Consider the following 15,192-nt stretch of genomic DNA (forward strand, 5'->3'; position numbering starts at 1 on the left):
TCTACTTTACGATATTGATTTTAGAACCATTTTCTAAGTTGATCTGTCCGCTGGTAATAACTTGTTCACCACCATTAAGTCCGCTTAAAATCTGTACTTTGTCTCCGTATACTTTTCCGATGGTAACTTTAATCAGTTTAGCAGCTCCGTTCTGAACAACAAATAATTGTCCTGAACTTACACCGTTTACGAAAGCTTCCGCGGGAACTGTTAACATATTTTGAGTTTCAGCACCGTGATTTGTCTTGAATAAAGCTGTTGCGTACATACCCGCTTTTAAGTTTCCTTTGTTTTGAACTTCAATTTCAACAGGGAAATTTAAAGAAGCATCACTTTTAGGAGCAATAAATGTAATTCTACCGCTGAAAGAATCTTCCGGCAAAACATTAACATTAATTGGAACTTCCTGACCTAAAGCAATTCTTCCGATCTGGCTTTCATCCACTAAAACTGAAAGTTTTAAGCTGTTGATGTTTACAATTTCGAACATCGAAGTTCCTATAGAAACCACAGTTTCCGGGCTCAACCATTTTCTTGTTGATCGTTCCGCTGATTCCTGCACGAATGCTTGTATCGTTTACTTTTACACCTTGAGCTCTTACCGCCACTTGTGCATTTTTCAGTTGTAATCTTGAGTTATCCAGCTGTTGCTTGGTAACACCTCCTGTTTTAAAGGCATTTTCATAACGCTGGTTATCCATTATTGCATTTTGCAAGTTGTTTTGAGCCTGAGAAATATCAACTTCGATAGCATCTCTCTTAATGGTTGCTAAAACCTGACCTGCACCCACTTTTGAACCTTCTTTCACCAAAACATTGACGATACGTCCTGCAATTTCAGAAGCCTGATTCATTTCCTGCTTTGGAAGAAAAGTTCCGTTTGCGGAGTAATCTGTATCTATATTTTCTCTTGCTACGGTTACAATATTTACGTTGATTTTGTCAACCTGCTTAGCAACTTCTTTTACTTCTTTTTCCTGTTTCTTCTTATTATCGGAAATCTTATAGGCTCCCAAACCAATAAGGACAGCTGCTACGATGATATATATTAAAGTCTTTTTCATAGTTTATTACGGGTTTTGTAGTGTGTTTAATTCTCCTTTTGCTTTAATTAACTTAATTTCAGCCTGTTTGTAATCTAATAAAGCATTGGCGTAGTTCTGTTTAGCCTGTGTTAAAGCATTTTCAGCATCCAAAACTTCTGTAAGCGTTGCCAAACCGTACTGATAATTGGACTCGGTATTTTTCTGAACTCTTTCCGCCAAACCTACATTGTCTTTCATGCTTTCGATATTGATTAATGAATTTTCAATATTGGTAATGGCATTTCTATAATCTAAACTTAAGCTTAACTGAGTATTCTGAATATCAAGATCAAGATCCTGAATATCAACTTCCGCCTGATTGATCTTCGCTTTTGTAGCACCTCCCGTGAAAATCGGAATATTTACATTCAAACCAATCGCAGAATAATCACTCCAAAGAACTCCGTTGTTGATCCCATTCGTAAGAGGGAATTTTCTACCTTGTCCTCCCCAACCGTAATTGGCAACCAAATTTACCGTAGGGTACAGATAAGCTTCCGTCGCCTTTTTATTAAAGACCAAAAGTTCTCTGTTTTTATTTAAAACTTTGATCTCCGTACGCTCATCAAGATTTACAGTACTTGCAACCAATTCAGGTTTTGGTTCGATTGATTTTTCTTCAAGCTCGATATCTGTAGAAATCGGAACTCCCATATAAAATTTCAAAGCATTTTTTGAAAGTTCCACAGAATTAATCAATGTCTGTTTGTTTGAACCGATATTCGTCAACTGAACATTGGTACGGTCTAAATCGATTGACTTTGCCAAACCGTTATCCACTAAACTTTTAATAACATTTCTTACTTTCTCTGTGTTGGCATAGCTCGCTTCTACTGTTTTCAGATTTTCTTCCTGCACAAAAACCTGATAGTAAGCTGTTGCTACATTTTCAATGATTTGTTCGTTGGTCAGCTGAGCATTCAAAACATAGAATTCTCTTGTTGATTTTGCTGCTTTAAGACCTGTAAATACCCTCTGATCAAAAATAGCCTGTTGAACCTGTACAGAAGCCGTTGAACTCCAAGGTTGTCCCAGCTGAGCTCTGATTCTTTCTCCACCGAATTCTAGCAAAGACTCCTGAATAACAGGATTATAGGTTAAACCTGCCGTTGCGCTTATCTGTGGTAAAGCTCCGGCTCTGGCTTCATCAATTTTGTATTCGGCTTTTTTGATCTGTAAAGCAGCTTTTTTCGCCTCTGCTTTGTTTTGAAGTGCCTGTTTGATGGCTTCCTGAAGAGAAACCTGCTGTTGTGCAGACACGGATGAAAAACCGAAAATCATAAATGCAGCCGCTATACCAATTTTTAGCTTGTTTGCAGTTATACGTTTTCTTTTCATAATCTTATACTTCGTTTATTTTTTTAATGTAATTCTCTCTTGAATGTTGTTATTTCTAAATGACGAATCATTTCTTAAAATACTTTAACATTTTCTTTAATTTTTGAATAATATATTCAGAATGATCTCTTTTCTCTCGGAAATGATCTTATCAAATTCTTTCTCGCCAATCATCAGATTCTCCATCAACAGAGGTCTTACTGCACTTGGGAAAACCAATAAGGAAATCATGTTTAAGACAAATTGAATGGGATCCATTTTATCGATATTTCCCGATTCCATTTCCTTTCTTATATCATCATATAATTTGTTCAGTTCTTCCTCTTCAATATCTTTATGATGGCAAGTCCCTTTATTGATCTGTGATACGATATAGGTTTCCAGATACGGATATTGCAAGCTCGTGGAAAGACTTCCGTCTATAAACTGCCCTATTTTTTCTTTAAAAGGCAAATCAGAATTCATAATGATCTCAGATTTTTCCTTTTCTACTTTTTGCGCTTCATCAAAAATGATCTGAATCAGATTATCTCTCGAACGGAAATAATAATTAATAAGCGTTCTGTTGACTCCCGCTGCATCAGCAATTTCCTGAGTAGTAGCGTCAAACTTTCCCTTCACAAAGTATAAATTCTTCGCAGTGTCCTTGATTAATTCTTGTGTTTGGTCTTTTTTTGCTTGATTTGACATTTTTGTTAAACAAATTTGTGCAAATATAAATCAATCAATCGTTTTGACAAAATTGTTAAACAAAATAATTAAACAAATTTGTATGATTTGCGTCAGGTTTTGGAATTTAAGTTTGAGATTAATATTTGTTAACCTGCATTAAATAAGGCATTTTTATATATTTGCCGAAAATTAGTAACCGATGCGAAAAATATTGTTTCTTTTCACAGTGCTGTGCTGTGGATTTCTTTTTTCTCAAAAAAAAGCGCCTCAAAACAATGACTATTCTTTTTATGAAAATAAAGGACAAGTCGTTGATCAGGACGGAAAGGAAAATGCAGATGTAAAATATCTCTTTCTTTCTAATGGATTAAATGTTCAGATAAAGAAAGGAGGATTTTCTTATGATGTTTATGAAACTAAGAAAACTGTAAATCCAAATTCTTCAAAATTTAAAAAAGATAAATCTCTTGACGGTAAAACCTATTACGAAGATGAGTTTTTGTACGAAAATCAGTTCCATAGAATCGATATTGAATTAATCAATTCAAATAAAAATGCAAAAATTGTTGCGGAAGGAAAGTCGTCTGATTATGATAATTATTACAATATTCCCAATAAACCTAAAGGTATAACAAACGTTTATCGTTACCAAAAAGTTTCATACAAAAATGTTTATCCTAATATTGATTTAGTATTTTTTAAACCAAAAGATACTTTAAAACCTATAGAATATAATTTCATCATCAATCCTGGAGGAAAAATTTCAGATATTAAAATGAAATTTAACGGAGCTCCAACATCTATTAAAGACAATAAGCTTTTAATGAAAGTTCGTTTCGGAGAAATGTATGAGAATATTCCAAATAGCTGGATTTTAGCAAATAAAAAAGAAAATATTAATGTTTCTTTTAAAGATCTTGGTGATCAGACTTTTGGGTTTAGCGCATCTATTAATTCTTCGGATAAAACAATTGTAATCGATCCTGTTCCTACGAGGGTTTGGGGGAGTTATATTGCCGGCTTTGGAGATGATTACGGAAGAGCAAAAACAGATTTACAGAATACAGTATACATTTTTGGAGGAACAACAAGTTCTACTAATTTTGCTACATCAGGTACATATCAGCCAAATATTGCAGGAGGACTAGATGCTTATGTAATGAAAGTAACTAAAAACGGACAGAAAATTTGGGGTACTTATTACGGATTCGGGCAGAATGATTATTTCAACGACGTAGATTTTGATGAAAATTTTAATGTCTATGCTGGTGGAAAAGTTCAAAGAGGATTAAGTAATGAAGATATTGTAGTCGTAAAATTCAATAGCAATGGCGGATTTATTTTCCAAAAAGAATTTTTCACTAACAGAATAGATAATCTATCAACTGTTTCATATAATCAAAACCACATCTATTTTGCTGGTGATGCTTCCAGTACGGATTTTCCTACTGTCAATGCGATGCAACCCTCAAAAGCAAGCCCATCAGGTTTAACAGATGGAATTATTGGCTCATTGGATGCAACAACGGGGAATGTAGATTGGGCTACTTATTTTGGACGTGCAGATGGATCATCCTCTATTTTTCAGATTATGTCTTCTGTGGATAATCTTGAAATTATTGGAGCAACACAATCTCCGACATTTCCTATGATAAATGCTTTCCAAGCTATACATGGTGGAGGTTCAGACGGGATCTACATAAGACTTTCAAAATCTGGAAGTAATATTTTAAAATCAAGTTATTATGGAAATGCCGGCTACGAATTTGTTACAAACGCAAGAATTGTAAATAATACACTTATTCTTGCTGGAGAAATCCCTTCACCTGGTTTATTGAATCCAGTAGGTATTTGGCGAGTGAATTTAACAACTCACGCAATGACAAAAAGCTATTTTAATTTTCCAGGCACTATGCAGCTCCTTGCTTATGTGGATGCATCTGCCAATATTTTCTTTACAGGATTACATTCTAGTGGAAACCCAGATGTTTCAACTCCTGGAGCTTATATGGGAATGCCTCCTTTTTATAATGCTTCTTATCTACTTAAATATAATCAAAATGATGTAAAAGAATGGGGAACTTATTATACAGGTAACGGAGCAACACAGCAAGGTATGGCAACAACAGATTATGAAGGTGCTATTTACTTAACCGGATTTTCCGGTTTAAATACATCAGGAATTGCAACTCCCGGAACATTTCAACAACAAGGAGGAGGATCAGGAAATCATGATGCTTTTATCGTAAAATTTAGAGATTGTACATCCAGCTCTTCTATTACATCAAACTCTCCGGTTTGTATTAATTCAACGATACAACTGAATGCAACACCAGGCGCAATTTACAGTTGGACCGGACCAAACGGATTCACATCCACTTTACAAAATCCAACTATTCCAAATGCTACATCAACAAATGCAGGAACTTATTCTTGTCAGATTTCAGGATTAGGAGATTGTGACGGTATATTTACACTAAACGTAGTAGTAGGTGACAACGTTGCACCCATTCCAAATACAGCAACGCTTCCGGATATCACAGGAGATTGCCATACTATTGTTACCAATATTCCAACGGCAACGGATAATTGTGCAGGAACAATCAATGCAACAACTACAGATCCACTTTCCTATTCTCTTCCAGGAACGTATATAATTCACTGGACTTATAATGATGGGCATGGAAATACGGCAACACAAAATCAAAATGTAATCGTAACCGCTCCTACGCTTCCAACAACTGCAAACGCACAACAAATTTTCTGTGCAAGCAATCATCCAAAAATTTCAGACATCCAAATTACAGGTCAAAACATAAAATGGTATGATGCAAGTGGAAATGTTTTAGCACCAACAATTGCTTTGGTTAATGGACAAACTTATTACGCTTCTCAGACAATTAATGGATGTGAAAGTAATAAAATTGCAATTCAAGTTACTGTAAATGAAACTCCGAAACCAATCGGAAATTCTGCTCAGGATTTTTGTGCTTCGGCAAGCCCAACTTTAGCTAATCTGGTTGTTACAGGAACAGCATTGAAGTTTTATGATGCTGCCGGAAATATTTTACCACTTACCACTCCACTTGTTTATGGAGCTACTTATTTCGTAACACAAACATTAAACAATTGCGAGTCGGAAAAACTGGCAATTTCAGTAACACTTTCAACGAATAATGTTCCGGCAAATGACTTTACTGCGACATTATGTAACAGTACAACAGGAAGTTCAATGATTGTTAATTTAACTTCTTATCAGGCAAATATTATCGCCAATCCAAGTGCTTATACATTTACTTACACTGATGATTTAGGAAACTTGATTACGAATCCTTCAAATTATGTTTTAAACGTTGGTTCGACCGTAATTCACGTTAAAGTTATTACACCGGACGGATGTTTCATCGTGGTAAGATTAAGTTTAACATTAAATCCAAAACCTGAATTTAATCTTCCTGAAAAAATTGATTTCTGTAAAGGAAAAACCGTAACATTGGATGCAGGAAGTGGTTATTCATCATATCTTTGGAATACAGGAGCAACAACTCAGACCATCACTACTTCTACTCCCGGAAATTATTCTGTGACGGTAACCAACAGTTTTGGATGTCAAAATACAGACAATATTCAAGTGAGTTATACGATTTTGCCGGAGATTGTTTCTGTTACTGTAAGTAATAATTCTGCAACCGTATTTCTTTCTGCAACGGGAAGTTTCGAATATTCATTAGATAACTTTACTTGGCAGGATTCTAATATTTTCACGAATTTAAGCATTGGAGAATATATCGTTTATGTGAGAACAAAAGGAGGTTGTATTATTGGTCAGAAGCCTTTTTCTATCTTTAATATTCCAAATGCATTTACACCAAACGGAGATGGATTTAACGACAGATGGAAAATTGCAGGGCTGGAAAATTACCCTGGAAACTGAGGTAAATGTTTATGACAGAAAAGGTCTTCCGGTTTTCAAAGAAATCATCACCAAAAAACCAATGGAATGGGACGGAAAATTAAATGGAAGTACCGTTCCTACAGGAAATTACTGGTACACGATAAAAGTTTCCGACGGTAGAACTTACACAGGTTGGCTACTGATTAAGAATAGAAACTAAAACAAAAACGAGCAGAAAATTCTGCTCGTTTTTTATTTTTATAATAATGTGATTTTATCTTCTAAAATATCGATGATTTTATCCCTATAAAGTCCGCCTATTGCTTTCTTAAAGTTCTTTTTACTCATCTGAATTTCGTCTTTAATCTCTTCCGGTGAAGATTTGTCTGAAAGATGAAGCAAACCGTAATTTTCTTCTAATTTATCTAAAATCTTCTTTTTAAACTCATCAATATTTTCAAAACCTTGAGGCTGTAAAGAAATATCTATTTTCCCATCCTCTCTGATTTCTTTAATATAACCCGATTCTTCCGATAAAGGATATAATTTTTTGAAAACATCCGATGTATAAATCAATCCAATATATTTTTTATTGATAACGACATTCCAGCCCAATTCGCTTTCGTTCATTATGATCAAATCTACACTGTCTCCTTTCTGGAAGGGCAAATCCTCATATTGCGGGTTTCTTTTGAACTTTGTTGTTCCGGTAATCAGATCAAGATCTTCGTCAACATAAATATTAACCAAATATCTTTTTCCTTCAAGGATTTTAGATTTTTGCTGTTTGTAAGGAATGAACAAATCTTTGATAATTCCCCAATCCATAAAAGCTCCGCTTGGAAGACTCTGAACCGCGCTCATCACAGCAAATTCTCCTACTTCAGCCAAAGGAATTTCTGTTGTTGCTTTTAATTTACCATCATCCTGATACACGAAAACCTCAATTTCATCACCAACTTCTTTGTCATCCTGAGTGAAAATTTTTGGTAGAAAAGCCTTTTCACCGGCTTCATCTGTTAAGATCCATCCTGAATGGTTTTTTTCTGAAATATTTAAGGTTTGAGTTTTTCCGAGTAGCATGTATGATAAAATTAGTTTGCAAAGATACGGAAAATAATGCAAGTTTAGGTGTGAGCGGGTTTGAGAGTTTTGGAGTTGGAGTATAGAAAAGGCTGCCATCGTAATTGAGGCAGCCTTAATTTTAAATATCTTAAATCTTTAATAAAAGATTAATTACATATGAATAGGTCTCTTCCCTGTTGCATCCAAAGCAGCTTCTTTAATAGCTTCTGCATAGGTTGGGTGAGCGTGAGAACTTCTTGCGATATCTTCTGCACTTGCACGGAATTCCATTGCAATTACCCCTTCTGCGATCAAATCGGCAGCTCTTGCTCCGATGATGTGCATTCCTAAAACTTCGTCAGTTTTTTCGTCTGCAATGATTTTTACCAAACCATCAACATCACCACTTGCACGGCTTCTTCCTAACGCTCTCATTGGGAAAGATCCTACTTTGTAAGCTACTCCTTCTTCTTTCAATTGCTCTTCAGTTTTACCAACTCCCGCAACTTCAGGCCAAGTGTAAACAACACCCGGAATTAAGTTATAATTAACGTGAGGCTTTTGTCCAGCCAATGTTTCAGCAACGAAAACTCCTTCTTCTTCAGCTTTGTGAGCCAACATCGCCCCTTTAATTACATCTCCGATTGCGTAAATATTTGCAACGTTAGTCTGTAAGTGATCGTTTGTTTTTACTCTTCCTCTTTCGTCAAGTTCAACACCTGCTTTCTCTAATCCAACACCGTCTGTATAAGGTTTTCTACCTACAGAAACTAAACAGTAATCTCCCTCTACAACAACCTCTTCTCCTTTTTTATCTTTAGCCGTTATTTTTACAGTATCTCCATTTCTTTCAACTGCAGAAACTGCCGTAGAAAGCATGAATTTCATGCCTTGTTTCTTAAGAACTTTAGTTAATTCTTTACTTAAAGCTCCATCCATTCCAGGAATGATCTTGTCCATAAACTCAACAACCGTTACCTGAGCTCCTAATCTTAAATAAACAGAACCTAATTCAAGACCGATAACTCCACCACCGATAACTACTAAATGCTTAGGAATTTCCTTAAGATTTAAAGCTTCCGTAGAAGTAATCACTCTTTCTTTATCTAAAGTAATGAAAGGCAAAGAAGTTGGTTTAGAACCTGTTGCAATGATTGTATATTTAGAATCGATCGTTTCCGTAGAACCGTCGTTTTTTGTTACTTTGATCTGAGTTGCAGATTCGAAGCTTCCAACGCCTTCAAAAACAGTGATTTTGTTTTTGTTCATCAGATAGCTGATTCCGTCAGTATTTTGCTTGATTACCTCATTCTTACGCTCGATCATTCTTGCAATGTCAGCTTGAGGCTCATTGATAATGATTCCGTGACCTGCAAAATTGTGTTTTGCGTTCTCAAAATGCTCAGAACTGTCTAAAAGCGCTTTAGACGGAATACATCCCACATTAAGGCAAGTTCCTCCTAAAGTTGGATATTTTTCAATAATTGCTGTGGTGAAACCTAATTGTGCAGCACGGATTGCAGCAACATAACCTCCAGGACCAGAACCGATTACGGTAACATCGAATTGACTCATGTTATTTTATGAATTTGTTTATTATTAACTTACTTTATTCTTACAAATTTACTGATTAATTACCACGTGAGAAAGTGAGATTTGTCAAATTTTTAAGATGGATGATGGAAGTCAGTTGATGGGAGTTTAAAGTATTGCGATTATTTTTGTTTTAATCTAAAATTTCCACTCAAAGCCTACTACATCTGCATTATCTTCCAACATCCGGCTTCAGACTTCCAGCCAGTTTATAAATCTACGTTGATTTTCCCACGCCCAAAAGTTCCCATACTTTCAAAAAACGAACCTCCGTAAACATACCATTCAAGGCTTTCCAGAAATTCCACGGCATTTTCAGGGGTTATTTGTGAGCGGTCTTTTTTAGAGACGATCCCTTTGTACCATCTTCCGGATTTGGAAAAACTTTCAAATTCAACAAAATAATGAATCCATATTCTTTGACAAAGTTTGCACTGTTGAATGCTTACTTCTGCATGTCTTCCGTTGGTATGATCGATGCCTAATTCAGAACTTCTGTATTCAGTATAGTTTGAAGTAGGTTTTTCACAAGCGCATCCGATTTGGGCGATTTTATTCATTGAGGAATGTTGATTTTAAATAAAATTAATGAAGGTCAAATGTAAGAAAATAAGAATCTCCAACGCAAATCCGGCGTTTATTTCTTCATTAAATCCAGCAAAACCTTTTCATATTTATCTAAAATAATATGCTTTGAAAATCTTGATCTGATTGAATTTTTAATAGAATCCGGGTCATAACTTCTTTGAAGAACGGTCATAATTTTTTGTGCAAAATCTTCATGATTTTCGATATCAGCAACTTCTCCGTTCGTATTATCCTGAATGATTTCGTTGATTCCACCGGGACAATTATTGGCTAAAGAATACGTTCCACAAGCTCCGGCTTCCAGTAAAACATTCGGAAAACCTTCGTATCTCGACGAAAGAATAAACAGATCTGCAAACTTCAAAAACTGGTACGGATTTTCCTGTCTTCCGTGAAAAATAACGTGTTTTAATCCCAGAAAATCTTTCATCTGATGAAGAATTTCACGATCTTGTCCGTCTCCTAAAATATGAAGAATAATATTTTCATTTTTAAGTCTTGAAAAAACTTTCAGTAAGTTATCAAAACCTTTTCTGGCAGATAAATTCCCGATGGCTACAACGTTTTTATAATTGTATTTAAAACTTTCGGGCTTTGTAGAAGTTTCCAGTTTTGCATTAATAAAATCAAAATCCACAGGATTATTGATCTTGACAATCTTGCTGTGTCTGATATTAAAATTATCAACTAAATCTTTTTTCATATCATCACTTTGCGCAATGATTCTCTGGTAATTATTGTAGAAATTATAGAAAAATTTTATCTCTTTTCGGGTAACATGTTCAGTAACGACATTTGTTTCCCTTGCAATGAATTTTGTTCTCGGAAAAAGCTTGATAAATAAAGACAAATAGGCATTCACTTCACCAAAACCGGAGAAAACAATATCAGGTTTTCTTCTATAAATTTCCCTTAAAATCGGTTTTAAAGAATGTCTGATTCTTTCTGTATTCACATCGATAATTTCAACATCTTTTTCCAAAAAATTGAGGTAACCGCCTTTCTTGCGTAAAAGCAAAATCTTAGGCTCAAATCGATCTCGGGAGAGGTGATTCGCAATGGTGGTAACAATCCTTTCTGCGCCTCCGGTTTCCAAATCCGGCAGAATAAATATAACAGAAATCTTTTTCATCAGTGTAAAGTTAGTAAAAAGTTTTATTGACCTTTAATTCTAACTGATAATTAATGATTTTTAACTTAAAATAGTAACCTATTTTTTGCCTTTCTATCCATTAAGTTTGTCATTCCATAGGAATCTAAACACAAATTTTTATACGATTTTCTAATACTTTGTAGATTCTTTCAAGCTGACAAACTTGTTGCTAATAATTTTTTCAAGCTCTTAAAAAGATATTATTAAATTGAAATCGATAATACTAAACCTTACAGGTTTTAAAAACCTGTAAGGTTTGAATAGACTTGCCTACAAAAAAAAGAAACTCTTCCGTGGAAGAATTTCTTTCAATATTATTTCGTTATCATTTAAAATCACCTTAGTTTGCAACGTCGCTTATGAATTTTATTCTCAACATTCTCACTTCTTCATCAGAAAGTTCGTCGCCGAATTCATCCAGTAAGATTTTCATACTGTCGCTATCAGATTCGTTCATGAATTCCATAAAACCATCTACAATATCTTCATCAAAATTGTCTTCGATGTAATAATCTATATTTAATTTAGTTCCCTGATAAACAATACGTTCCATCTCTTTCAACAGTTCATCCATTGAAATATTTTTGGCTCTTGCAATATCTTCAAGGTCTATTTTTTTATCCGTACTCTGAATGATGAAAACTTTGTGGCTCGATTTGTTCGCAACCTGTTTCAGCACCATGTCCTGAGTACGTTCGATATTATTGTCTTCTACATATTTACTAATAAAATCTGCGAATTCTTTACCATATTTCTTGGCTTTTCCTTCACCGACTCCATAGATTTTTGCAATTTCATCTACCGTAATCGGGTACTGAACCGTCATGTCTTCCAAACTCGGATCCATGAAAACCGTATAAGGCGGAATTCCATGCTTTTTAGCAACTTTTTTCCTTAATTCTTTTAGTAAATTAAATAAATTCTGATCTAATCCACCTGCAGACTGCTGTTGAATCTGGTCGCTTTCCGCTTTTGTCTGAGAAAGATCAAATTCTCTGTCTTCTGCGATTAGAAACGGTTGTTCTAATGTATTATTTAAAGCTGATTTCCCTTTTTCAGACATTTTTAAAACGCCATACGTTTCAATATCTTTCTGTAAAAAATTCTGAACGGTAGCTTGTCTTAAAATAGTTTTCCAATGATTTTCAGTTTTGTCTTTTCCAAATCCGAAATACGAATTTTGTTCAAGTTTATACGATTTTGTCACTGCATTTTCCTTTCCGACAATTACAGAAATTAAATCCTTAGACTTAAATTTCTCACCTGTATCATTGATTAATTCAAGAGTTTTCGACAAATCATCGCTTGCATCTTTTAATTTTGGAGGATTCGATGAGTTATCACACATATTGGCTCCGTCACCATTAATCGGGTCAAAATTTTCCCCAAAATAATAAAGAATATACTGTCTTCGGCTCATCGAAGTTTCGGCATAACCAACCACTTCATTCAAAAGCTGCAAACCGATTTCTCTCTCGGAAACAGGTTTTTGAGCCAGGAATTTTTCTAATTTTTCAATGTCTTTCGGATCATAGAACGCCAAACAATGACCTTCTCCTCCATCTCGCCCTGCACGACCGGTTTCCTGATAATAACTTTCCAGAGATTTAGGAAAATCATAGTGAATCACAAAACGTACATCCGGCTTGTCGATTCCCATCCCGAAAGCGATGGTTGCTACAATTACATCAGCTTCTTCCATTAAGAATTTATCCTGATTTGTTACTCTTATCTTTTGGTCTAAACCTGCATGATAAGGCAGAGCATTGATTCCGTTTACCTGTAAAAGCTGAGCAAATTCTTCAACTTTTCGTCGGCTCAAGCAGTATACAATTCCCGATTTCGTTTTATTCTGACTGATAAATTTTACTATTTCCCTGTCTACATTTACTTTTGGCTGTACTTCATAGTAAAGATTCGGTCTGTTGAAACTTTCTTTGAAAACCAATGCATTGCTCATTCCCAGTGTTTTTTGGATATCATCCTGAACTTTGGGAGTCGCCGTCGCCGTCAATGCAATCACTGCTACATCTGCAATTTTGTCGATAATTGATTTTAAATTTCTGTATTCCGGTCTGAAATCGTGTCCCCATTCTGAAATACAGTGTGCTTCATCGATAGCAACGAAAGAAATCTTAACATCCTTTAAAAACTCTAAATAATCTTCCTTAATTAACGATTCCGGGGCGACGTACAAGAGTTTTGTTTTCCCACTTTTAATGTCATCAAAGACCTGTTTGGTCTGCGTTTTATTTAATGATGAATTTAAAACATGTGCTACTCCGTCTTCAGAAGAAAGCCCGTTCACGGCATCTACCTGATTTTTCATTAATGCGATCAAAGGAGAAACTACGATTGCCGTGCCTTCGGAAATAAGTGCCGGAAGCTGATAACATAAGGACTTACCACCTCCTGTCGGCATCAATACAAATATATCCTTTCCTTCTAACAGGTTTTCTATAATTTGTTCTTGTTGTCCTTTAAAAGTAGAAAACCCGAAGTATTTTTTCAATTCGCCTGATAAATTGGCTTTTTTTGCGCTCATCTAATTTTCTATTGCTAAATTTGCATCTAATCCAAAGTTATGAATTTTTCGCTTAAAATAAAAGCGAACGAATTTATAAAAATAAAATTTGTATTAAATATTCTTTTTTAAATATAACGTTTTTTTAGTGATTTTTTGTACACCTATAAAATAAAATGGAAAAAGCCAATATCATTTCAATCGCAAGAACTACTCTGGAAATAGAAATCTCGGAACTTGAAAAGCTTAAAAACAGACTTGATGACGATTTTGTAAAAGCAGTTGAGATCATTCATTCCGCAAAAGGAAAATTGATTGTTGTAGGAATCGGAAAATCTGCTCACGTAGGAAATAAAATTGTAGCCACATTGAATTCTACAGGTACTCCTTCCCAATTTCTTCATGCTTCAGAGGCTATTCACGGGGATTTGGGTGTGATTCAGAAGCAGGATGTCGTTTTATGCATCTCCAACTCCGGAAATTCACCGGAAATTGTAAACTTAGTTCCTTATTTAAAAGATTATTCTTCTGCATTAATAGGAATGACGGGAAATAAATCCAGCAAACTTGCCGAATTTTCTGAAGTTATTTTAGATACCCACGTTGATATGGAAGCTTGTCCGAATAAACTGGCTCCTACAAGCTCAACCACTCTGCAAATGGCTCTTGGCGACGCTTTGGCAGTTTCTTTAATGGAAATGAATGATTTTAAGGCAAATGATTTTGCCAAATTTCATCCGGGTGGAAGTTTAGGTAAAAATTTAATTTCAAAAGTTGATGATTTCCTTTCTTCGCAAAAACCTCATGTTACAGAAAATGAAACAGTTAAGGATGTTATTATTTCCATCAGCAGCTCAAGACACGGAATCACGGTTGTCACCAACGAAAATGAGATTATGGGAGTCATTACCGATGGAGATTTAAGAAGAATGCTGATGAAAGGTGACGATATTTCTAAAGTTTTGGCTAAAGATATCATGTCTGCAAACCCAAAAACGATCGAAAGAACCGCTTTGGCAAAAGAAGCCATGAAAATTTTGAAAGAAAACAACATCGGGCAACTTATCGTAACAGAAAACGGAAAATATTTCGGGATTATCGATCTTCATAAATTGTTAGACGAAGGAATTAACTAAGCTGGAATTTAATGAATTATCATAATATTTCTATAAATATCATCAATTAAAACAGTGAGTATTAGGAATGTAATATTGAGCCTATCGAAGCATCGAAGCTTTAAATTTTAAACCTTCAATTTAAAATTCCAACTTCCTATTTT

12 protein-coding genes are annotated in these 15,192 nt (G+C 35.0%); 3 read left to right on the forward strand and 9 right to left on the reverse strand.

The window, feature by feature from the left end; translation table 11 throughout:
• Position 1 precedes the first annotated feature (1 nt).
• From J3D55_RS14605 to J3D55_RS14620, 4 genes are all read right to left on the reverse strand, one after another.
• A complete protein-coding gene (locus J3D55_RS14605; RefSeq protein WP_259132225.1) occupies positions 2 to 490 on the reverse strand; it encodes an efflux RND transporter periplasmic adaptor subunit in 489 nt (162 codons plus the stop codon).
• On the reverse strand, positions 438 to 1,064 hold the full coding sequence (locus J3D55_RS14610; protein ID WP_259132227.1) for an efflux RND transporter periplasmic adaptor subunit: 627 nt from the start codon (positions 1,062 to 1,064) through the stop codon (positions 438 to 440). The genes J3D55_RS14605 and J3D55_RS14610 overlap by 53 nt, the downstream gene beginning before the upstream one ends.
• 6 nt (positions 1,065 to 1,070) lie before the next feature.
• Positions 1,071 to 2,423 (reverse strand): TolC family protein, encoded by a 1,353-nt coding sequence (locus J3D55_RS14615; RefSeq protein ID WP_259132229.1) that lies wholly within the window; start codon positions 2,421 to 2,423, stop codon positions 1,071 to 1,073.
• A 96-nt stretch (positions 2,424 to 2,519) separates the two neighbouring features.
• Positions 2,520 to 3,113: a TetR/AcrR family transcriptional regulator gene (locus tag J3D55_RS14620; protein WP_259132231.1), complete on the reverse strand. Its 594-nt coding sequence runs from the start codon at positions 3,111 to 3,113 to the stop codon at positions 2,520 to 2,522.
• A gap of 181 nt (positions 3,114 to 3,294) precedes the next feature.
• Here J3D55_RS14620 and J3D55_RS14625 point away from each other — a divergent pair, with 181 nt between their 5' ends.
• Positions 3,295 to 7,029, forward strand: coding sequence for a DUF7948 domain-containing protein (locus J3D55_RS14625; protein WP_259132233.1), 3,735 nt, complete (start codon positions 3,295 to 3,297; stop codon positions 7,027 to 7,029).
• Positions 6,974 to 7,210 carry a T9SS type B sorting domain-containing protein gene (locus tag J3D55_RS14630; RefSeq protein ID WP_259132235.1) on the forward strand — a complete coding sequence of 79 codons (237 nt, stop codon included), beginning with the start codon at positions 6,974 to 6,976 and terminating at the stop codon, positions 7,208 to 7,210. The genes J3D55_RS14625 and J3D55_RS14630 overlap by 56 nt, the downstream gene beginning before the upstream one ends.
• Before the next feature lie 38 nt (positions 7,211 to 7,248).
• Here J3D55_RS14630 and J3D55_RS14635 read toward each other — a convergent pair whose 3' ends face one another.
• The 5 genes from J3D55_RS14635 to recQ form a co-directional block, all read right to left on the reverse strand.
• Positions 7,249 to 8,073, reverse strand: coding sequence for a CvfB family protein (locus J3D55_RS14635; protein WP_259132237.1), 825 nt, complete (start codon positions 8,071 to 8,073; stop codon positions 7,249 to 7,251).
• Positions 8,074 to 8,226: 153 nt separating this feature from the next.
• Complete coding sequence (gene lpdA / locus J3D55_RS14640) at positions 8,227 to 9,630, reverse strand: dihydrolipoyl dehydrogenase (RefSeq protein WP_259132239.1); 1,404 nt, start codon at positions 9,628 to 9,630, stop codon at positions 8,227 to 8,229.
• Between the two features lie 227 nt (positions 9,631 to 9,857).
• Positions 9,858 to 10,208 (reverse strand): hypothetical protein, encoded by a 351-nt coding sequence (locus J3D55_RS14645; RefSeq protein WP_259132241.1) that lies wholly within the window; start codon positions 10,206 to 10,208, stop codon positions 9,858 to 9,860.
• A 77-nt stretch (positions 10,209 to 10,285) separates the two neighbouring features.
• A complete protein-coding gene (locus J3D55_RS14650) occupies positions 10,286 to 11,368 on the reverse strand; it encodes a glycosyltransferase (protein WP_259132243.1) in 1,083 nt (360 codons plus the stop codon).
• A 361-nt stretch (positions 11,369 to 11,729) separates the two neighbouring features.
• A complete protein-coding gene (recQ, locus tag J3D55_RS14655; protein ID WP_259132246.1) occupies positions 11,730 to 13,934 on the reverse strand; it encodes a DNA helicase RecQ in 2,205 nt (734 codons plus the stop codon).
• A 155-nt stretch (positions 13,935 to 14,089) separates the two neighbouring features.
• On the opposite strand from recQ, the gene J3D55_RS14660 reads away from it, so the two are divergent.
• Positions 14,090 to 15,049, forward strand: a complete 960-nt coding sequence (locus tag J3D55_RS14660; protein WP_259132248.1) for a KpsF/GutQ family sugar-phosphate isomerase — start codon at positions 14,090 to 14,092, stop codon at positions 15,047 to 15,049.
• Positions 15,050 to 15,192 lie beyond the last annotated feature (143 nt).

Origin of the sequence: Chryseobacterium ginsenosidimutans, from assembly GCF_024807225.1 — a bacterium.
Taxonomy (GTDB): domain Bacteria; phylum Bacteroidota; class Bacteroidia; order Flavobacteriales; family Weeksellaceae; genus Chryseobacterium; species Chryseobacterium ginsenosidimutans.

What these genes read in the sequence shown, in the direction of transcription:
- J3D55_RS14605 (WP_259132225.1), bottom strand. Translation starts at nt 490, where the DNA reads ATGTTCGAAATTGTAAACATCAACAGCTTAAAACTTTCAGTTTTAGTG.
- J3D55_RS14610 (WP_259132227.1), bottom strand. Translation starts at nt 1,064, where the DNA reads ATGAAAAAGACTTTAATATATATCATCGTAGCAGCTGTCCTTATTGGT.
- J3D55_RS14615 (WP_259132229.1), bottom strand. Translation starts at nt 2,423, where the DNA reads ATGAAAAGAAAACGTATAACTGCAAACAAGCTAAAAATTGGTATAGCG.
- J3D55_RS14620 (WP_259132231.1), bottom strand. Translation starts at nt 3,113, where the DNA reads ATGTCAAATCAAGCAAAAAAAGACCAAACACAAGAATTAATCAAGGAC.
- J3D55_RS14625 (WP_259132233.1), top strand. Translation starts at nt 3,295, where the DNA reads ATGCGAAAAATATTGTTTCTTTTCACAGTGCTGTGCTGTGGATTTCTT.
- J3D55_RS14630 (WP_259132235.1), top strand. Translation starts at nt 6,974, where the DNA reads ATGGATTTAACGACAGATGGAAAATTGCAGGGCTGGAAAATTACCCTG.
- J3D55_RS14635 (WP_259132237.1), bottom strand. Translation starts at nt 8,073, where the DNA reads ATGCTACTCGGAAAAACTCAAACCTTAAATATTTCAGAAAAAAACCAT.
- lpdA (WP_259132239.1), bottom strand. Translation starts at nt 9,630, where the DNA reads ATGAGTCAATTCGATGTTACCGTAATCGGTTCTGGTCCTGGAGGTTAT.
- J3D55_RS14645 (WP_259132241.1), bottom strand. Translation starts at nt 10,208, where the DNA reads ATGAATAAAATCGCCCAAATCGGATGCGCTTGTGAAAAACCTACTTCA.
- J3D55_RS14650 (WP_259132243.1), bottom strand. Translation starts at nt 11,368, where the DNA reads ATGAAAAAGATTTCTGTTATATTTATTCTGCCGGATTTGGAAACCGGA.
- recQ (WP_259132246.1), bottom strand. Translation starts at nt 13,934, where the DNA reads ATGAGCGCAAAAAAAGCCAATTTATCAGGCGAATTGAAAAAATACTTC.
- J3D55_RS14660 (WP_259132248.1), top strand. Translation starts at nt 14,090, where the DNA reads ATGGAAAAAGCCAATATCATTTCAATCGCAAGAACTACTCTGGAAATA.